The sequence below is a fragment of the Actinomycetota bacterium genome (assembly GCA_035765775.1).
GTDB lineage: Bacteria > Actinomycetota > CADDZG01 > JAHWKV01 > JAOPZY01 > DASTWV01.
The window spans coordinates 23,521-43,145 of record DASTWV010000041.1 but is presented as its reverse complement, the minus strand read 5'-3'; the positions used below and the strand labels follow the sequence as shown (position 1 = coordinate 43,145).

General features: G+C 72.3%; 12 protein-coding genes. 10 read left to right on the top strand and 2 right to left on the bottom strand.

Annotated features, from left to right (window positions below):
- Position 1 precedes the first annotated feature (1 nt).
- From VFW71_08970 to pth, 3 genes are read left to right on the top strand one after another with little or no spacing between them, the layout of a single operon-like run.
- Positions 2–1,051, top strand: a complete 1,050-nt coding sequence (locus VFW71_08970; GenBank protein ID HEU5002897.1) for a ribose-phosphate pyrophosphokinase — start codon at positions 2–4, stop codon at positions 1,049–1,051.
- Between the two features lie 39 nt (positions 1,052–1,090).
- Positions 1,091–1,699, top strand: a complete 609-nt coding sequence (locus VFW71_08965; protein HEU5002896.1) for a 50S ribosomal protein L25 — start codon at positions 1,091–1,093, stop codon at positions 1,697–1,699.
- 33 nt (positions 1,700–1,732) lie between these two features.
- A complete protein-coding gene (gene pth, locus VFW71_08960) occupies positions 1,733–2,311 on the top strand; it encodes an aminoacyl-tRNA hydrolase (protein HEU5002895.1) in 579 nt (192 codons plus the stop codon).
- A gap of 236 nt (positions 2,312–2,547) precedes the next feature.
- On the opposite strand, the gene VFW71_08955 is transcribed toward pth, so the two are convergent.
- Positions 2,548–6,009, bottom strand: coding sequence for an IPT/TIG domain-containing protein (locus VFW71_08955; GenBank protein HEU5002894.1), 3,462 nt, complete (start codon positions 6,007–6,009; stop codon positions 2,548–2,550).
- Between the two features lie 449 nt (positions 6,010–6,458).
- Here VFW71_08955 and mfd point away from each other — a divergent pair, with 449 nt between their 5' ends.
- From mfd to VFW71_08920, 7 genes are all read left to right on the top strand, one after another.
- The gene (gene mfd / locus VFW71_08950; protein ID HEU5002893.1) at positions 6,459–9,875 is read left to right on the top strand and encodes a transcription-repair coupling factor; all 3,417 of its coding nucleotides are present in this window, start codon (positions 6,459–6,461) and stop codon (positions 9,873–9,875) included.
- A gap of 2 nt (positions 9,876–9,877) precedes the next feature.
- Positions 9,878–10,975 (top strand): peptidylprolyl isomerase, encoded by a 1,098-nt coding sequence (locus VFW71_08945; GenBank protein HEU5002892.1) that lies wholly within the window; start codon positions 9,878–9,880, stop codon positions 10,973–10,975.
- Positions 10,976–10,981: 6 nt separating this feature from the next.
- Positions 10,982–11,749: a MazG family protein gene (locus VFW71_08940; protein ID HEU5002891.1), complete on the top strand. Its 768-nt coding sequence runs from the start codon at positions 10,982–10,984 to the stop codon at positions 11,747–11,749.
- 93 nt (positions 11,750–11,842) lie between these two features.
- A complete protein-coding gene (eno, locus tag VFW71_08935; GenBank protein HEU5002890.1) occupies positions 11,843–13,135 on the top strand; it encodes a phosphopyruvate hydratase in 1,293 nt (430 codons plus the stop codon).
- A gap of 1 nt (position 13,136) precedes the next feature.
- A complete protein-coding gene (locus tag VFW71_08930; protein HEU5002889.1) occupies positions 13,137–13,574 on the top strand; it encodes a septum formation initiator family protein in 438 nt (145 codons plus the stop codon).
- A gap of 329 nt (positions 13,575–13,903) precedes the next feature.
- On the top strand, positions 13,904–18,091 hold the full coding sequence (locus VFW71_08925; GenBank protein HEU5002888.1) for an AAA family ATPase: 4,188 nt from the start codon (positions 13,904–13,906) through the stop codon (positions 18,089–18,091).
- A 149-nt stretch (positions 18,092–18,240) separates the two neighbouring features.
- Positions 18,241–18,816 carry a plastocyanin/azurin family copper-binding protein gene (locus VFW71_08920; protein ID HEU5002887.1) on the top strand — a complete coding sequence of 192 codons (576 nt, stop codon included), beginning with the start codon at positions 18,241–18,243 and terminating at the stop codon, positions 18,814–18,816.
- 16 nt (positions 18,817–18,832) lie between these two features.
- On the opposite strand, the gene VFW71_08915 is transcribed toward VFW71_08920, so the two are convergent.
- On the bottom strand, positions 18,833–19,510 hold the full coding sequence (locus tag VFW71_08915; GenBank protein HEU5002886.1) for a response regulator transcription factor: 678 nt from the start codon (positions 19,508–19,510) through the stop codon (positions 18,833–18,835).
- Positions 19,511–19,625 lie beyond the last annotated feature (115 nt).

Sequence of the window (19,625 nt, the reverse complement as noted above, 5' to 3'; positions counted from 1 at the left end):
CATGGAAATCGGCATTAAAAAGCGGGCGACGCTGTATTCGGGGACGTCGAACCTTCCCCTGGCCCGCGAGATCGCCAACCACCTGGGCATGGCCCTGGGCGAGGTGGCCATCAACCGGTTCGCCTCCGGCGAGATCTACGTGCGCTTCCAGGAGTCCGCCCGGGGCACCGACGCCTTCGTCATCCAGACCCACTGCCACCCGGTCAACGAGATGATCATGGAGCAGCTGGTCATGATCGACGCCCTGAAGCGGGCGAGCGCCCACCGCATCAACGCCGTCATCCCCTTCTTCGGCTACGCCCGCCAGGACCGCAAGTCGCTCGCCCGGGAGCCGATCTCGGCCCGGCTGGTGGCCGACCTGCTGCAGGTGGCGGGGGCGGACCGGGTGCTCACCATCGACCTGCACTCCGGGCAGATCCAGGGGTTCTTCGATATCCCAGTGGACCACCTGACCGCCCTGCCCATCTTGGCCGACTACGTGGATCTGCACCACCGGGAGAACCTGGTGGTGGTAGCGCCGGATGCAGGCCGGGTGCGGGTGGCGGAGAAGTACTCGCTCCACCTGGACGCCCCCCTGGCCCTGATGCGCAAGCGCCGGATGATCGAGGGCAAGGGGGCGGCGTCCGCCGAGGTGCTCGACGTGGTGGGCGACATCGCCGGCAAGCGCTGCCTGGTGGTGGACGACATGATCGACACCGGCGGGACCCTGGTGGCGGCGGTGAACCACCTGATCACCCACGGCGCCAGCGAGGTGATGGCCGCCGCCACGCACGCGGTGTTCTCCGGGCCGGCCATCCAGCGGCTGCAGGAGTCCCCGCTGTCCCAGGTGATCGTCACCAACTCCATGCCCCTGCCCGATCCCCCACCGTCCAAGGTGAAGGTGGTGTCGATCGCTTCGATCGTGGCCGACACGATCCGGGCCGTGTTCCAGGACGAGTCGGTGTCAGAGATCTTCCAGGGCGAGAACCAGGAGGCAATCCCGCCCGAGAACCGCAAGCGGGGCCGCCAGCGCCGGCGCCCGGGGACTGCCGACGAACCGAAGACGCCCTAGCGGCGGCCCTCGGCGCTTTCTGGCATACTCTCGGGGCTCATGGAAGTCACCCTTCGTGCTCGTACGCGCTCCGGATCCGGTAAGGGCCCTGCCCGCCAGACCCGGCTGGGCGGCCGCGTCCCCGCCGTGCTGTACGGCCGGGGCATGGAGCCGGTCTCGCTGGCGGTCGATGCCAAGCAGCTCGGCCAGGTGATGCACACCACCGCCGGGGCCAACGTGCTGGTCAACCTCGAGGTCGAGGGCGGCGAGAGCTACCTCACCATGGTCCGAGAGGTGGTCAAGCACCCGGTCCGCGGCCACTTCGTGCACGTCGACTTCGTCAACACCGACCGGGATGTCAAGACCCACGCCGAGGTGCCGGTCACGGTCGTAGGCGAGAGCCAGGGCATCCGGGAGGGCGGCGTCATCGAGCACCACATCTGGGCGCTGAAGGTGGGGGCGCTGCCCGGCGACATCCCCACCTCCATCGAGGCCGACATCTCCGCGCTGCAGATCGGGGACCACCTGCGGGTGTCCGACATCGTGGCGCCCCGGGGCGTGGACCTGCACGACGACCCGGAGGCCATCGTCCTCTCCGTCATCGAGCCGCACGCCATCAAGGCCGCCGAGGCCGCCGAGGTGGAGACCGGCGAACCCGTAGCCGAGTAGCGCTCCCCCGGCGTCGCCCGGTCGCCGCCGACCATGGATACCCCCTGGCTCATCGTGGGGCTCGGCAACCCCGGGCGCAGCTACGAGCACACCCGCCACAACGCCGGTGCGCGAGCCCTGGAGCGCCTGGCCGCCGCACTGCACACCACCCTCGGGCGCTCGAAGTTCCGGGCGCTGCTGGCCGAGACCCGCGTTGACGGCGTGCCGGTGAAACTCGCCCGGCCGACGACCTACATGAACGAGAGCGGCCAGGCGGTGCAGCCGCTCGCCCGCTTCTACAAAATCGACCCGGGCCAGCTCATCGTGCTGCACGACGAGCTCGACCTCCCCTTCGCCCAGCTCCGCCTGAAGCGGGGCGGCGGCACGGCGGGCCACCACGGGCTGGACTCGATCGCCGGGATGCTGGGGACCAAGGACTTCTACCGGGTGCGCATCGGTGTCGGGAAGCCGGCCCGGGTGGAAGCGACGATCGACTGGGTGCTCGACCGGCTGCCCAAGGCTGCCGCCGAGGCCCTGGCGGTGGCTGAGGGCGAAGCCGGCGACGCCGCCCGGGCGATCATCACCGACGGCCTGGATGCGGCGATGAACCGCTACAACACCCGGAGCAGCTGAGGCAGCGGCCCATACCTGGTGGAGTGGTACAGCCAGGAGATGTACCACTCCGCCAACAAGGCGGCGGGGCGGCTGGGGGAGGCGGGGCGGCTGGGCCGCCGGTGGCTTCGTACCGGGGCGGCGCTCCGGCCCGGGCGTGGTCCCGGAGCTTGGCCCCGACGGTCTCGCCCCCCCGGCCTCCGATGCCTGAGTCGATCTCGGCGAAATCCCTGGTTGTGGATGCTGCCGAAGCGGCGCTACGGGCCGGGGGCGTAGGCGACCACCCAGTCGACGTCCATGTCGACTTCCGGCGGCGTCTTGGCCGAGGTCGGGCACGGCAGGAACTGGCTGCAGTCGCCCGCCTGGGTCTGGATGTCGAACTCCATGGGGATGGAGGGCGGCCGCTGCGTACTGGCGGGGACCGTCGCCCAGTTCTGGCCGTCGAAGGTGTAAACGAGCCCGGAGGAGGTCCACTCCACGCCTATGGTGTGCCACTGGGTGAGGTCGACATTGCTGAGGGTGTGGGCAACCTGGCAGGAGTCGTTGCCGTTCGAGCCGCAGTGGTAGGTGGCCGTCGAGTGCGCCCGGGCCAAGCCGTCCTCGCCGGCGTCCTCGTCGAAGTCGATCTCCGGGGGCCATGAGTTGTTGGCCGGCCACAGGAGCCCGATCTGGGCGATGCCGAGGCCCCCGTCCGCCCGGAAACGCATGAGGTACTTGCCGTACAGCTGCTGCAGGGCCGGGGCGCTGGAGACGCCACCGGAGACGTAGATGCCCGACTTGCCGCCGTCATGGGACGGGTCGACGAAGTTCTCCAGCACGAGCATCCCGTTCTTCACCACCACGTGGGAGGGGTCCCACCAGGCACCCGAGTCGCCGCCGGGCTGGCCCGAGTACGTCCCCCAGGCGTTGCTGTTCAGCGAGCTGCCGGTGAAGTCGTCCGAGAACACCATGTGCCAGCCCGGGATGTCGCCCGTGGGCATGGCCAGGCCGGAGGGCGACCCGCCGCCACCGCTTGTGGTGTAGGCGTAGACGTCGAGGGCACCCGAGGGGCTGGTGCCGGCGGGGGTGGTCACCCGGACGTCCACGGTCCCGCTCCCCGCCGGGGAGGTGGCCGAGATCTGGGTGGGCGAGGTGACGGTGAAGGCGGCGGACACGCTGCCGAAGGCCACGGCCGTAGCGCCGGTGAAGTTCGTCCCGCTGATGGTCACCGCGGTACCTGCCGGCCCGGAGCCGGGCGAGACGCCGGTCACCGCGGGTGGGGGCGGCGGTGCCCCGCCCGACCAGGTGACGATCACCGGTGCAGACGCCGCCTGGGCGTTGGTGCCCCCGGCATTGGAGACCTCGGCCACGTAGCGCTGGGTGAGGGCCGAGGCCTGGCTGACCAGCGCCACGGCGGTGGAGCCCACCACGACGTGGGTGAGCTCGACGCCGGTGCTGGCATCGAAGATCGAGATCCCGAACCCGGAGGTGGTGATGTCCTGGTTGGCGGTGGCGTTGAGGCTGACGATGCCACCCAGCGCCGGGGAGACGGTGGACGCCACGAGCGACACCGAGTAGCCGTTCCGGGCGAAGGTGTAGCTGTACTCGTCGCCCACCACCCGGGCGCTGGTGCCGCCGCCGGGCGTGGTCACCATCACGTCCACGGTGCCCGAGCCGGCGGGGGCGGTGGCCGTGATCTGCGTGGCCGAGTTGACCGTGTAGCTGGCCGCGACCCCGCCGAACTGGACCGAGCTGGCGCCGGTGAAGTTGGTGCCGGTGATGACCACCGAGGTGCTGCCCGCCGAGGCGCCGGAGGGCGGGCTCACCGAGGTCACCGCCGGCGGCCCCGTGGGGGTCACGAACGTGAACCGGTCGGCGGCGGTGACGGCGCTCTGCCCGCCGCCGCCCGTAACCCGGACGTCCACCGTCCCGGCCGAGGCGGCGGGGGAGGTGGCGGTGATCCTCGTCGAGGAGTCGACGGTGAAGCCGACCGAAGCGCCGCCGAAGGTGACCGTCGTGGCCCCGGAGAGGTTGGTGCCGGTGATCGCCACCGAGGTGCCGCCGGCGGTACTCCCCGAGTTCGGGCTCAGCCCGGTGACCGCGGGAGCCGAGGGCGGCGCTGTGGGCGACGGGTTGGGCGACGGGGAAGCCTTTGGCGTGGGCGACGGGGAGGGGCTCGGGCTCGGCGAGGGGCTGGGGCTCGGCGAAGGGCTGGGGCTCGGGCTGGGGCCCGGCCCCGACAGGCTGCCGGCCGAGAAGTTGTCCATGGTCCAGCCCAGACCGCTGTCCCAGGCCTCGATCCCGACCCGGCCGGCGGGCAGCGGCGAGGAGTCGGTCCAGGTCAGGGTCCAGGCTGAGGGCTCGGTGGCGCCCACCGGCCATACCCGCACCGAGACCACCGCGTTGGCCCCGGAGTTCTGCACCCGGGCCCGCTCCCAGTACGACGTCCCGTTGGTGGCCGGGTACGGCACGCTGGCCACCTGGCTCTCCCCCCCACCCGAGGCCTTGAACACATTGACGACCGGGGAGCCGTTGGGGGAGTCGAGGCCGGCGACGTAGAACGACGAGGTATTCGAGAAGCGCAGCATCACGTGGCCGGCGTCATTGGCGTAGTCCTTGGAGGTGTACTGGCTGAGCACCTCGGTGTCGCCGGCAATCTGCGAGCCGAGCGTGGCCCGCAGGAGGGCCATGGAGCCGGAACCCTTGACGATGCCGAGGCCGCCGGAGACCGAGAGGACGGAGGCACTGCCCGCCTGGACGCTCCAGGGATCGCCATTGGAGGCGGTCCCCCAGCCCCCGGTGGTGGTGCGCCCGGCGAAGGTGTCCTGCTCGATGAGCGTGCCACCCGCCACGTTGCCGGACGGCGACGGGCTGGGGGACGGCGACGGGCTGGGGGACGGCGACGGGCTCGGGGACGGCGACGGGCTGGGGGACGGCGACGGGCTCGGGGACGGGGACGGCGAGGGGCTCGGCGTGGGGGCGGCGTCGAGGTTCCCCGCGGCGAAGTTGTCCATGGTCCAGCCGAGGCCGTCGTCCCACGCCTCGACGCCCACCCGGCCTGCTGGCAGCGGCGAGGAGTCCGTCCACTGCAGGGTCCAGCCGGTGGGCTCGACGGTGCCGTCGGCCCAGACCCGGACCGAGATCTGCGCGCTGGCCCCGGTGTTGGTCACCCGGGCGCGCTCCCAGTAGGACGTCCCGGTGGCAGCCGGGAAGGGCACGCTGGCCACCTGGGTCTCGGTGCCTCGGGAAGTCCGCCAGATGTTGACCACCGGTGAAGCGTTGGGCGAGTCCAGGCCGGCAACGTAGAACGTCGATGCGTCGGAGAACGCCAGGAGCACATGGCCGTCGTCGTTGGCGTAGTGCCCCGAGGTGTAGCGGGCCAGCACCTCGCTGTTGGTGGCGGTCTTGGTCCCCAGAGTTGCCACCAGCATCGCCATGGCGAGCGATCCGTTCACATGGCCTTCGCCGCCGGATACGGAGAGCACGCTGGCGCTACCGGTCTGCACGGTCCAGGGGTCCCCGTTCGAGGCGGTGCCCCACCCTCCGGCGGTGGTGCGCCCGCTGAAGGTGTCCGATTCGATGACCGCCCCGTTCACCACCGGGGTAGGGACCGCGGCCAGGCTCTGCAGCCCCGCCTCGATGCCGGCGGTGGTCAGCATCAGGGACACCACCAGGGCGACCGCCCCGATCCGGCCGGTCGGGGACCAGGAGCGGAACAGCAAGGGGCGGCCCCGGGGCACCCGGCGGCGGGCACGGGGCCGGATTACCCAGAGGGATGTGGTCCTTGTGCGGTGAGATGTTTGGCGATGTTTCCGGCGGGTATCGGGTTTACTGGGCCGGGGGGTGCCGTGCAACAGAAGCCCTCCAAAAGGTGGCGCCCCAGGGCCTGAAAAACGGTCCTCGGACTGCAAACGTGGCAACGTCTCGATTCCGGCGCGACAGGCTACGCCAGGGCCGGATCGGGATGCAAATCGACAGTGCCCCGACGGATGTGGGGCAGGTGATGCACGCCCGGTTCAGGCCCTTCTCGTGCGCACCCTGTCAACTTCTGCATATTCCTGTGAGACCCCGAGCCCGGCCGGGCGGGTGCCGGGTACAGTGAGGAGCCCGGGCTCCCGAGGCCCGAGGGCCAACCTCACACCGCAGCCCGTTTCGGGCACCGCCTAGGGATCCGGAGCCGCTTCCAAGAGTGTCCGCCGAGCTGTCGCAGCTTCTCGCCCTGTGGGACCGCAGCACCCTTCTCGATGCCGTTGTCGACGAGGGCGAGGCCGGGCTCCCCGACGTCGCGCGCGCCTTCACCGTGGCCGGGCTGGCCGGGCGGGTCTCGCCCCTGCTGGTGGTGCTGCCCCGCAGCCGGGACGCCGAGGCCTTCGTGACCGCGCTGGCCCCCTTCCTGCCAGCGCACAAGGTCGCCCTGTTCCCTGCCTGGGAGGTGCTGCCGGGCGAGGCGATGTCGCCCACGCTGGAGGTGATGGGCCAGCGCCTGCGCACCCTGTGGGCGGTGGGGGGCGGGGGACCGGATGCGGACCGGCCGAGCATCGTCGTGACCTCGGTACGGGCCTACCTGCAGCGGGTCGGCGAACCGGGCGCCGGCGCCCTCCGACTGGAGGCGGGCGCCAGCGTCGGCCTCGAAGCCGTGGAGCGCGCCCTGGCGGCATTCGGCTACGAGCGGAACTACCTGGTGGAGCGGGCGGGCGAGTTCTCGGTCCGGGGCGGGATCCTCGACGTCTACCCGCCCGGGGGGCACCCGGTGCGGGCCGACTTCTTCGGCGACGAGATCACCTCGCTCCGGGTCTTCTCGCTGGCCAGCCAGCGCAGCCACGCCGACGCCGGCCCCGTCGACCTCCTGCCCGTGCGCGAGCTGCTGCTCAACGCGGCGACGATGGAGCGGGCCAGCCAGCTGCTCCGGACCGGGCACGACCACGGCACCGCCCAGCCGGGTCCCGCGGTCGAGGACGCCGACGACGACGAGTCCCCCCGGGAGCCCGCCCGGCCGGGCGACCTGGAGCGCATCGCCGCCGGGCTCGCCTTCCCCGGGATGGAGGGCTACCTGGCGATCGTGGGGGGGCCGCTGCACGCCCCGGCGGCGCTGCTGGCCGGCTCGACCGGCGGCGCCGTGGTGGTGTGCGACCCCAAATCGTGCCGGGACCGGGCGAGCGACTTCCTGGCCCAGGCCGCCGAGTGGGCCTCAGCCGAGGCGGCGACAATGTTTCTCCCCTGGGACGAGGCCGATGCCGGTGCCCCGGTCATCGACCTGTGGCCCTTCCGGCGGGGCGAGGAAGGCATCGACTTCGACGTCACCGGGTGGGACGAGTCCCTGGGCGCGCCCGAGAAGCTGGCGGCCTCGCTCCAGGCCCTCCGGGCGGCGGGCACCACGGTGGCCGTGGCCGGGGGCCGGTCGGCCAACCGGGTGCGGGAGGTGCTGGGCGAAGCCGGCATCGGGCTGCCCCTGCACCCCCCGGCCGTCGGCGACGCCGCCATCACCACGGCGGCCATCGACCGGGGCTTCCTCCTCAAGCTGGACGGCACGCCGGCCCTCGCCCTGGTGGGCGAGGGGGACGTGTTCGGCAAGCGGCGGCCGGTGGTGTCGGCCCCGGCCGAGGCGGGCGCCCGGGCCTCCGCCCTCGTGCTGCAGCTGGCCACCGGCGACTACGTCGTGCACGAGACCAACGGCGTCGGGCGCTACCTGGGGATGGTGACCCGGACCATCGCCGGCATCTCCCGGGACTACCTGCTCATCGAGTACGCCGGCGACGACCGGCTCTACGTGCCCGTGGAGTCGCTCCAGGTGATCACCAAGTACGCCGGCGGCGAGGCCCCCCGGCTCAACCGGCTGGGCAGCGGGGACTGGGAGAAGTCCCGGTCCCGCGCGCGCCGGGCCGTGGCGGACATCGCCAAGGAGCTGGTGGTGCTCTACGCCAAGCGCCAGGCCGCCGTGGGGCACGCCTTCGCCCCCGACACGCCCTGGCAGCGGGAGCTGGAGGACGCCTTCCCCTACCTGGAGACGCCCGACCAGGCCCGGGCCATCGACGAGGTCAAAGCCGATATGGAGAAAGCGGTGCCGATGGACCGGCTGATCTGCGGCGACGTGGGCTACGGCAAGACCGAGATCGCGGTGCGGGCGGCGTTCAAGGCCGTGCAAGACGGCATGCAGGTGGCCGTGCTGGTGCCCACGACGATCCTCGCCCAGCAGCACTCCCAGACCTTCGGGGACCGCTTCGCCGGCTTCCCGGTCAAAGTGTCCCAGCTCTCCCGCTTCCTGACCGCCAAGGAGGAGGCCGAGGTGGTGGAGGGCCTGGCCACCGGGAAGGTGGACGTGGTGATCGGCACCCACCGGCTGCTGCAGCGCGATATCAAGTTCCACGACCTCGGCCTGATGGTCATCGACGAGGAGCAGCGCTTCGGCGTCAAGCACAAAGAGGCGCTGAAGCGGCTGCGGGCCGAGGTGGACGCACTGGCCCTCACCGCCACCCCGATCCCCCGCACCCTGGAGATGGCGCTCACCGGGATCCGGGACCTGTCGATCGTCGACACCCCGCCCGCCGACCGGCGCCCGGTCCTCACCTATGTGGGGGCCTACGAGCAACGCATGGTGACCGCCGCCATCCGCCGGGAGCTGGCCCGGGACGGCCAGGTGTTCTACGTGCACAACCGGGTGCGCTCGATCCCGGGCGCCGCCCGGCGCATCCAGGCGCTGGTGCCCCAGGCGCGGGTGGCGGTGGCCCACGGCCAGATGACCGAGGCCGAGCTGGAGAAGGTCATGGTGGACGTCTGGGAGGGGCACACCGACGTCCTGGTGTGCACCACCATCATCGAGAGTGGCCTGGACATCCCGGCGATGAACACGCTGATTGTCGAGCGGGCCGACCGCTTGGGGCTGGCCCAGCTCTACCAGCTCCGGGGCCGGGTCGGGCGGGCCCGGGAGCGTGCCTACGCCTACCTGTTCTTCCCGGACGAGGCGGTGCTGACCGAGGAGGCGCACGAGCGGCTGAAGACGCTTTCGGAGTTCACCGAGCTGGGCAGCGGCTTCAAGATCGCCCTGCGGGACCTGGAGATCCGGGGGGCGGGCAACCTGGTGGGCGCCGAGCAGTCGGGCCACATCGCCGCGGTCGGCCTCGATCTCTACGTGAAGATGATGCAGGAGGCGGTGCAGGAGCTGGCGGGCACGCCGGTGGCGCCCTCGGTCGATGTGCGGATCGACCTGCCGGTGGACGCCTTCGTCCCGCCGGAGTACATCGGGCGGGAGTCGCTGCGCATCGAGGCCTACCGCCAGATCGAGAAGGTTCGCACCGCCGAGGAGGTCGCCGCCCTCCGCGAGGAGCTCACCGACCGCTACGGCCCGCCGCCCGAGCCCACCGAGAACCTGTTGGCGGTGGCGGAGCTGCGGGCGTACATGGGCTCGGTCGGCATCCTGGACGTCAGCGTGCGCAACGGGGTGCTGAAGGCCTCGCCGCTGCCGTCGCTGCTGGACTCCCAGGAGGTGCGCCTGGAGCGCAAATGGCCGGGCTCGGCGTACAAGCCGGTCACCGGCACGGTGATCCTGCCCGCCCCGGCCCGCAACATCCCGGGGTGGGTGCTGGAGACCCTGCGCGCTATCCTCGCCTGACTATGAGGTCTCACTGGCGGGGCCTCCCCGTTGCGCTGGCGGCCGCGGTGGTGCTCACCGCCTGCGGGGGTGGCTTTGGCACCTTTGCCGCCCCGGTGGCCGCCGTGGTGGGTGGCACGCAGATCACCGAGGCCGAGGTCAATGCCCATGTGCGCCTCCAGCACGCCCAGAACCAGTACCCGAACCTGCTCCAGGGGCCGAACGCCAATGTGGTGGCCCTCAACGCCAAGCAGCAGGAGCTGACCAACCTCATCCAGGAGACCGCCTTCGTCCAGCGGGGCACCGCCGCCGGGGCGGCCGTCACGCAGGGGGCGGTCGATGCCGCCGTGCAGCGGACCGCGGCGCAGTACCCGTCCGAGGCGGCGTTCGAGACCGCGCTGGGCAAGGTGGGGCTGAGCCTGGACGACTACCGCCAAGCCCAGAAGCTGGAGCTTGCCGTCCAGGCGGTGAGCACTGCAGTCACCAAGGGGATCGACGCCAGCGCCGATCAGATCCACGCCTTCTACCAGCAGAACCAGTCCACCTTCGCCGGCAGCTACGACGCCGCCGAGATCCTCATCTGCTCGCACCCCGCCCCGGACCACAGCTGCGCCCCGACCGCCGCCGACCTGGCCATCGCCCAGCAGGTGGCGCAGAAGGCCCAGGCGGGTGGGGACTTCGCCCAGCTGGCCCGCCAGTACTCCGACGACACCGGTACCAAGGCGACGGGCGGGGACCTGGGCTGGCAGCAGGCCGGGGCGCTGATCCCGGCGTTCGAATCGGCCGCCCTGGCCCTGCAGCCGGGCCAGGTCACCCCGCAGCCGGTACAGACGGCGGTGGGGTACCAGGTCATCAAGCTGATCGCCAAGGGGGAGCCGGAGGCGGCGGCGGCCGACCAGATCAATGCCACCCTGGAGCAGAGCGCCCGCAACCAGGCGGCCAACTCGTTCCTGCAGCAGGCCGTGGCCCACACCCGCATCGAGGTGAATCCCGCCTTCGGGTCCTTCGATGCGGACACGCTGGCGGTGTCCTCGCCGGCCGGGTCGGTCAGCGCGCCCAACGCCGACCAGTCGACGTCGGGCTCCTCCGGCCTCGGCGGCCTGAGCGGCCTGGGGGGCTGAGGCCGGGTGGAGCAGGTGTCTCCGGCGGACCCCATACGCGGCCCGGTCGCGGTGGGGCCGGCGGCCGTGCGGGGCGCCGAGGCCTTCGCCCGCCTGGTGGCGGTGATGGCCCGCCTGCGGGGGCCGGGCGGGTGCCCCTGGGACGCCGAGCAGGACCACACCTCGCTGGCGATCCACCTCCTGGAGGAGACCCACGAGGTCCTGGACGCCATCGACCGGGGCGACCTGGTGGAACTTCGGGAGGAGCTGGGCGACCTGCTGCTGCAGATCGTCTTCCACGCCCAGATGGCCGCCGAGGTGGGGGCCTTCGAGATCGGCGACGTGGTGGAAGATCTGACTGCCAAGCTCATCCACCGCCACCCGCACGTTTTCGGCTCGGTGTCGGTGAGCGGGGCCGGCGAGGTGGTGGCGAACTGGGAGGCGCTGAAGCACGAGCAGAAGCAGCGGGCATCGCTCGGGGAAGGGATCCCCACCCGCCTGCCGGCGCTGCTGTACGCCCACAAGGTGCTGCGCCGGCTGTCGGGGGCGGGACTGGGGCCCGAGGTCCCGGAGGGCCGTCTGGCGAGCCTGCTGGCCGCCGCGGCGGCGGCGAAGCCGGGGCCCGAGACCCGGGCCGAGACCGACATGCTGTTCGGGGAAGTGCTGTACGGGATCTCGGCCCTCGCCCTGCGGGCGGGGGTGGACCCCGAGGGGGCGCTCCGCCGGGTCGCCACCCGGAACCTGTCCGCCGCCGATGCGGCCCGAGCGGCCGGGGGGCCTGACCCCGAACCGTAGAAGCAGCCAGGTACGTCCGTGGGCGGCCGAAAGCCGCCTCCCGCCCGGTGCGGCAGGTACACTGCCGTTACTTCAGTTAACAGGAGTTCGCTCATGAGTGCGATTGAGCAGGTAGGGGCCCGGGAGATCCTCGACAGCCGGGGCAACCCCACGGTGGAGGTCGATGTCACCACCGAATCCGGCGGCCACGGCCGGGCGGCGGTGCCCTCCGGGGCCTCCACCGGGAGCTTCGAGGCCCTCGAGCTGCGCGACGGCGACGGTCGCTACCTGGGCAAGGGTGTGCGCCGGGCGGTGCGGGCGGTGGACGAGGTCATCGCCCCGGCCCTGCACGGCCTGCCGGCCGGCGACCAGCGCCGGGTCGACGCCGCCCTGTTGGACCTCGACGGCACCGAGGCCAAGTCCCGGCTGGGGGCCAATGCCATCCTGGGCGCCTCGATGGCGGTGGCCAAGGCGGCGGCCGACGAGCTCGACCTTCCCCTGTTCCGCTACCTGGGCGGAGCCGATGCCCACCTGCTCCCGGTGCCCATGATGAACGTCCTCAACGGCGGCGCGCACGCCGACAACACCCTCGACGTCCAGGAGTTCATGATCGTGCCCCACGGGGCGCCCTCGTTCTCCGAGGCCCTCCGGATGGGCGCCGAGGTCTACCACACGCTCAAGAAGGTGCTGCTCACCCGGGGCCTGTCCACCGGGATCGGCGACGAGGGTGGCTTCGCCCCCAACCTGGCCCGCAACGAGGATGCCCTCGGCCTGCTGGTGGAGGCGATCGAGACCGCCGGCTACGAGCCCGGCGCCGAAGTGGCCCTCGCCCTGGACGTCGCCGCCAACGAGCTCTTCAAGGACGGGTCCTACGTCCTGGCGGGCGAAGGCGTCACCCTGGACGCCCCCGGCCTGGCCGGCCGCTTCGGTGGCTGGGTGGAACGCTACCCCATCGTCTCCATCGAGGACCCCCTCGCCGAAGACGACTGGGCGGGCTGGGAGTCGATGACCGCCGCCTTGGGGGGCCAGGTGCAGCTGGTGGGCGATGACCTCTTCGTCACCAACCCGGTCCGCCTCCGGAAGGGGATCGAGAGCCGGTCGGCCAACGCGGTGCTGGTGAAGGTGAACCAGATCGGCTCGCTGACCGAAACCGCCGAGACCGTGCGCCTGGCGATGACCTCGGGCTTCGCGGCCGTGATCAGCCACCGCTCGGGCGAGACCGAGGACGCCACCATCGCCGACCTGGCGGTGGCCTGGGGCGCCGGGCAGATCAAGACCGGGGCGCCCGCCCGCACCGACCGGGTGGCCAAGTACAACCAGCTCCTGCGCATCGAGGGCGTGCTGGGGAACTCGGCCCGCTACGCAGGCACCGCCGCCTTCCCCCGCCTGGGCGCCCGGGCAGGCTGACATGGCCATCCGCATCACCTTCCACGGGACGCTGCTTGCCCTGATCCTCCTGGTGCTGGCGATGATGGCCGTCGGCCCGGCCCGCCAGCTCTACCACGAGGAGAGTGCGATCCATGCCGACCAGGGCAGGCTCGCCGCCGGGACTGCCGAGACCAACCGGCTCACCAACCGGCTGCAGGAGCTGCAGGATCCCCATGCGATCGAGGCGCTCGCCCGGGCCGAGCTCGGCTACGTGCGGCCGGGTGAGACGTCGTACTTCACGGTGAAGCCGCCGGCGGGCGGGGCGGCCGGCCAGGCCCACGCGCCCGCGGCGGCGAAGGCCGCCCCGTCCCCGTCAGCCGCGTCCGCGCCATCCGCGCCCGCGGGTACGCCGGGAGCGCACGCCGGGCACAAGATGTGGCTGCACCGGGCGATCGACGCCATCGGGAGCTGGTTCTAGCCGCCCGGCGGCGGGGGGGCAGGCCAGAGTGGCACCCGGGCCGCCGCCCACAACATCTCGGGGACATTTGTCCCACGCCCCGGGACGAATGTCCCCGACCTCGGCCGGGGGTCGCATGCGTCGACCCCGGACCGGCTCGGGATGTTTTCCTACAGGTCTCACCCGTTTTGCCGAGTAAACAACGGGGAACCCAACAGGACGGAGACAGACCTGCTCCAGTCCGGTATGCATAGTTTGCGAACCGCAGGCCCCTCGGGGGCCTCCCGGCGGCGCGCACCGGGGGCGTCGCGGGCGGCGCGCGGCCTCCTCAGCCCGGAAGCGGGGCGCCCGTGAGCGCCGGCGTGCACCCCCGCGACGGGAGCCGGTTCGGCCGGGGCGGGCGGGCGGCGCGGGCCGGGCGGGCGGCGCGCTCCCCCAGCGGGCTGCGGGTGGACCACTCGACCGCCGCCACCCTGCGGGCCCTCCCGGGCCGCATGCGGGCGACGGTGCTCATCAAGATCGTGTGGTCACTGGCCGCCGCACTCGCCATCGGGAGCCTGGTGACCGCGATCTTCGCCGCCAGCGGGGCACCGGAGAAGACCGGGTCGGTGCTGGACATCGTCCTCATCGTCTTCGTGCTGTTGCTCGCCGCCGTCGTCCTCTCGCTGCTGACCCTGCGGGCGGTGACCCGGCCGCTTGGCATCCTGGCCCGCACCGCCCGGCAGGTGGCGGCGGGCAACCTGGAGGCCCACTTCGCCCAGCGCTCCAACGACGAGATCGGCCAGCTGGCCGGGGCGCTCGAGACCATGAAGCTGGAGCTGCGCTCGCACCTCGACCTCATCCAGAGCCAGGCCGACGCCCTGCGGGAAAGCTCGCTCCGGCTGACCACGGTCCGGGACGAGGAGCGCCGCCGGCTGGCCCGGGACCTCCACGACGGCCTGCAGCAGCAGCTGGTCGTGCTGCGGATGGGCATCGGCATGGCCCCCGAGCGGGTGCGCAGCGGGGGCCAGCAGGCCAAGGACGTGTTCGCCGAGCTGGGGGCCGAGCTCGACCGGGTGATCGAGCGGGTGCGCGAGGTCAGCCAGGACCTCTACCCCTCGATCCTGCGCGACGCCGGGCTCACCGCCGCGGTGCGCTCGCAGGCGGGCCGGCTGCCGATCACGACCCACCTCTCCAGCAACCCCGACCCGCTGCCCCGGCTGCGCCGGGAGATCGAATCCAGCGCCTACTTCATCGTGTCCGAGGCGATCGCCAACGTGCTGAAGCACTCGGGGGCCACGGAGGCCACCATCGACCTGGCGATCGAGAACGACTGCCTGGCCCTCGCCGTCGCCGACAACGGGCGGGGGTTCCAACGGGAGGCCGACCTGGCCGGCGCGACCGCCGGAGGGCTGACCTTCCTCGACGACCGCATCCGCTCGCTGGGCGGCCGCATGTTCGTGACCTCGGGATCGGCGGGCACGGCGATCCGGGCCCTCCTGCCCCTCAACCCCCTCCGGATGCCGGCCCGGCCGCCGGGAGAGGCGACGCCGTCGGTGGACCAGCTCCTGGTCGAGTCCTCGGGGGCGGGGACGTACGTCGGCCGGGAGGAGGAGATCGACGCCCTGCGGGCGGCGTTCGAATCCGCCCTCGGCGGGCACGGCAGCCTCGTGCTGCTGGCGGGCGAGCCGGGCATCGGCAAGACCCGCACGGCCAACGAACTGGCGACCTACGCCGCCTCCCGGGGCGCCGTGGTGCTGGTAGGCCGGTGCTTCGACCCCGAGGGGACCCCGGCTTACTCGCCCTGGATCCAGGTGATCCGGACCTACGTCCGCCGGCGGCGGGTCGAGGAGCTGCTCGAGGAGATGGGACCGGGCGCCACCGACATCGCGCAGATGGACGCCGAGCTGGCCACCCGGCTGCAAACGGCGGTCGAGCCCCCGCTCCCCCCGGCGGATGACGCCGAGCTGGCCGACCCCCGCCAGGCCCGCTTCCGGCTCTTCGATTCGATCTCCTCGTTCCTGCGCAGGGCCTCCGAAGCCCGCCCGATGCTGATCGTGGTGGACGACCTCCAGTCGGCGGACAAGCCGTCGCTGCGCCTGCTCGAGTTCCTGGCGGACACCTTGCGCACCGCCCGGGTCCTGCTGGTGGGCACCCACCGGGATGCCACCTGGCCGACCGGGCACCCCCTGAGCAGCACGCTGACCGGCCTGGAGATCGGCCAGCTCTCGACCACATTGACGCTGCGGGGCCTGGACGAGCGGGAGGTCGCCCGCTTCATGGAGGTGGCCACCGGGCGCCGGCCCTCGCCCGACCTGGTGGCCGCGGTCTTCAGCCGGACCGAAGGCAACCCGTTGTTCGTCCGGGAGGTCGTGCGGCTGCTGGCTTCCGAGGGCCACCTGCAGGATGCCGCGGAGCGGGCCTCGTGGGAGATCGACATCCCGATCTCGGTGCGCGACGCCATCGAGCGCCGCCTCGACTACCTGTCGCCCCAGTGCAACGAGGTCCTCTCCGTCGCCTCGGCCATCGGCCGGGAGTTCGACATCGGCGTGCTGCAGCGCGCCTCGGACCTGACCCCGCACCGCCTGGTGAGCGCGGTCGAGGAGGCGTCGGCCGCCCGGGTCCTGGTCGAGCTGCCCACCGCCTCGCCCCGGGGCCGGAGCTTCCGGTTCAACCACGCCCTGATGCGGGAGACCATCTACGGCCAGATCCCGGTCAATCAGCGGCGCCGCCTACACCGGCGCATCGGCCAGGTGCTGGAGGGGATCTACACCGGCGACCCCAACGCCCGCCCCGCCGAGCTGGCGGTGCAGTACCAGGCTGCAGGCCGGGGGCGGAGCCGGGCCAAGGCGATCTACTACTCGGCCTGGGCCGGCGCCCGGGCAGCGAAGCTGCTCGCCTTCGAGGAGGCGGCCGGGCACTACGAGCGGGCCTTGCGGGCGCTGGGCGAGGAGCGGGGGGCCAAGGGATCGGAGCCGATGCAGTGCGACCTGCTGCTGGCCCTCGGCGAGACCCAGTGGCGGGCGGGCGATACCCCATCGGCCCGCAAGAGCTTCACCCAGGCCGCCACCATGGCGCGGCGCCTGCACGACCCCAACCGGCTGGCCCGGGCAGCGGTCGGGTACGGCGAGGGCCTGGGCAGCTTCGAATTCGCCGAGGGCGCCGACGACGTGCTGGTCGGCCGGCTCGAGGAGGCCCTCACGGCGATCGAGCAGTGGCCGCCGCGCCCGGCCGGGCGGGGGCGCCACAGCCCCGAGGCGGCCGCCGAGAAGCCCGAGGTCACTGCCGCCCGATACCGGGTGCGGGTGCTCGCCCGGCTGGCGGTCGAGCTCTACTACACCGACCAGGTGGACCGGCGAGCCAGCCTGGCGCAACAGGCCGTCGAGTTGGCGCAGGAGCTGGGGGACCCGGCCACGGAGCTCATCGCCCTGTACAGCCGGTTCCGGTCGATGCTCGGCCCGGACCGGCTCGACGAGCGGCTGGACGATGCCGGCAAAATCGTCCGGCTGGCCGAGGAGATCGGCGACCCGGAGATGGCGGTGCGGGGAAGGCACTTCCGGCTGCTCACCCTGCTGGAACTGGGCGACCGGGAGGCCCTGGACGCCGCACTCGGCGAGTGGATCACCCTCGCCGAGGAGCTCCGCCAACCGCTCTACCGCTGGCAGGCGCTGTGTTTCCAGGCGATGGTGGCACTGATGGAGGGCCGCTTCGCCGAGGGCGAGACCCACATGCGGGAGGCGCTGCAGACCAACCGGCAGGGGCCCGGACAGGCGGCGATGATCCGCTTCGGGGCCGAGCTGTTCTTCCACCACTGGGTGGTGGGCCGCCTGGACGAGATGGAGGTGGCCGCCCGGGAGCTCAACAACAGCTACCCGTGGCTCCCCGGCTGGCGGACCGGGTTGGCGGTGATCTACGCCGAGATGGGGCGGATCATCGACGCCCGGGAGCACTTCGAGAACCTGGCCACGCACGACTTCGCAGACCTGCCCCGGGACGGCAACTGGCTGGGCTCGGTGGCGCTGTGCGGCCTGGTGTGCTCCTTCCTGCGGGATTCGACCCGGGCCGCAACCCTCTTCGACCTCCTGAGCCCCTACGAGGACCGGTGCATCGTGGTGCACGCCGGGGCGTTCTGCCTCGGGTCGGCGGCGACCTTCCTGGGCATGCTCGCCGAGACACTGCACCGCTTCGATGAGGCCCAGCGCCTCTTCGAGCTCGGCCTGAAGCGCAACGTGGCCCTGGGGGACCGGCCGATGGCGGCGATGACCCTGGCCCACCACGCGGCGATGCTCACCTCGCGCAACGGGCCGGGCGACGTCGTGGCCGCGATGGCGCTGCTGAAGGAAGCCGGGCGGATCACCGGGGAGCTGGGCATGGCCCGGACCGACGCGGTGGTGGCGGACCTGACCCGGCGGGCCGAGTCCCTGGCCCGGGTGGCTGGGGTGCAGATCCTGAACCTCGAGGAGGCGGCCGAGGAGGAGCCCGGGATGGCCCCCGACGTGGCTCCCAACGGCGCTCCTGAAGCCGCATCGGGCGTGACCCCGCTGGCGTCCGGCGGGTAGCCCCCGGCTCGACAACTCGGCCGGCTGGCCAGCCGACCGGCCCGGTGCGGCGGTGCCGGATGGCCTCCAGAACGCGGGGCAATAGGCTCATGGCCAGCCGGGGCCCCCCGCCGAGAATCACGGTAGAAGCCAACCGAGGGAGGCCGACCGTGAGCACCGTGATCCAGGAGCAGGCGCAGGACCCGCAGATCCCGGCAGAAGACCCCAGCGACACCACCCGCCCCCCCGGCGGCAGGAGGACGGCTGTGCTGGCCCTCGCCGGCATCATCGCCGGGTGCGTGGGGCTTTCCGTGCTCTTCGTTGCCGTGGGGCGGGACGGTGCGCCTTCCGCGCCGCCGGGCGCCCCGGCTGGCGCAGTGGCCGCCCCGGGGGCAGCACCGGCGACCGGCCCGGTCACCGTGGACCTCACCGAGTTCACCGTCAAGGCCGCGGCCACGACCATCGCTCCGGGACAGGTGACCCTGACCATCACCAACGCGGGCAAGATCCAGCACGAACTCCTGGTGTTCCGCAGCGACCTCGCCCCGGGCGCCTACCCGAAGGCGGACGGCGGCATCGACGAGGAAGGTGCAGGCATCCAGAAGGTCAGCGACGGGGACAACCTCGACCCGGGCACCACCCAGACCCGGACGGTGGATCTGACCAGCCCGGGCACCTACCTCTTCGTCTGCAACCTTCCCGGGCACTACGCCGCGGGGATGTACCAAGTGGTGACGGTGAAGTAAGTGTTCTGCGGCTGGGTCAGCCCGAGCGCTGCAGGAAGAACAGCACCGCCGCCACCCGCTGGTTGACGTCGAGCTGCTCGCTCAGCCCGAGCTTGCGGAAGATCGCGTTGATGTGCTTCTCGACCGCCCGTTCCGACAGCACCAGATCCCGGGCGATGGCGGCGTTGTTGCGGCCGGAGGCCATGAGGCCGAGCACCTCGTGCTCCCGCTCGGTCAGGCCCTGCAGGCGGGACTGCGCCCGGCGGCGCTGCGCCTCGAGGAGCCCGTCGACCACCTTCGGGTCCAGCACCGAGCCGCCGGCCGCCACCTCCCGGATGGCCTCGACCAGCTGCGCGGGATTGCCGAGCCGCTCCTTCAGCAGGTAGGCCCGCCCGGCGGAGCCGTCCCGGAGGAACTCCAGGGCGTACTCGGGGTCGGCGTGCTGAGACAGGATGACCACGCCGAGCGAGGCGTGCGCCAAGCGCATCTGGTGGGCCGCCTCGATGCCCTCCATGCGGTAGGTGGGGGGCATCCGGATGTCGAGGACCACCACCTGGGGGTGGGTGGCGGCGATCTTCTCCGCCAGCTCGGCCGGGTCGGCGGCGGTGCCCACCACCTCGACGCCGGGGACCGACGAAAGCACGCTACGGGCGCCCTCGCGCACGAGGTAGTCGTCATCGACCACCAGGACCTTCAGCGGCTCCTGCTGCACCATGACTGCGATTTCTCCCGTCCGCTGAAGGCCGGGCGCCTGATCAGGTCCCGGTGCCCCGGATGCACCTGCGGTATGCCGGCGAAGATAGTGGTGCTAGCACCACCAAGCAAATGGG

Coding starts and splice junctions, on each gene's coding strand:
- VFW71_08970 (HEU5002897.1), top strand. CDS start 2: ATGGAAATCGGCATTAAAAAGCGGGCGACGCTGTATTCGGGGACGTCG.
- VFW71_08965 (HEU5002896.1), top strand. CDS start 1,091: ATGGAAGTCACCCTTCGTGCTCGTACGCGCTCCGGATCCGGTAAGGGC.
- pth (HEU5002895.1), top strand. CDS start 1,733: ATGGATACCCCCTGGCTCATCGTGGGGCTCGGCAACCCCGGGCGCAGC.
- VFW71_08945 (HEU5002892.1), top strand. CDS start 9,878: ATGAGGTCTCACTGGCGGGGCCTCCCCGTTGCGCTGGCGGCCGCGGTG.
- eno (HEU5002890.1), top strand. CDS start 11,843: ATGAGTGCGATTGAGCAGGTAGGGGCCCGGGAGATCCTCGACAGCCGG.
- VFW71_08930 (HEU5002889.1), top strand. CDS start 13,137: ATGGCCATCCGCATCACCTTCCACGGGACGCTGCTTGCCCTGATCCTC.
- VFW71_08915 (HEU5002886.1), bottom strand. CDS start 19,510: ATGGTGCAGCAGGAGCCGCTGAAGGTCCTGGTGGTCGATGACGACTAC.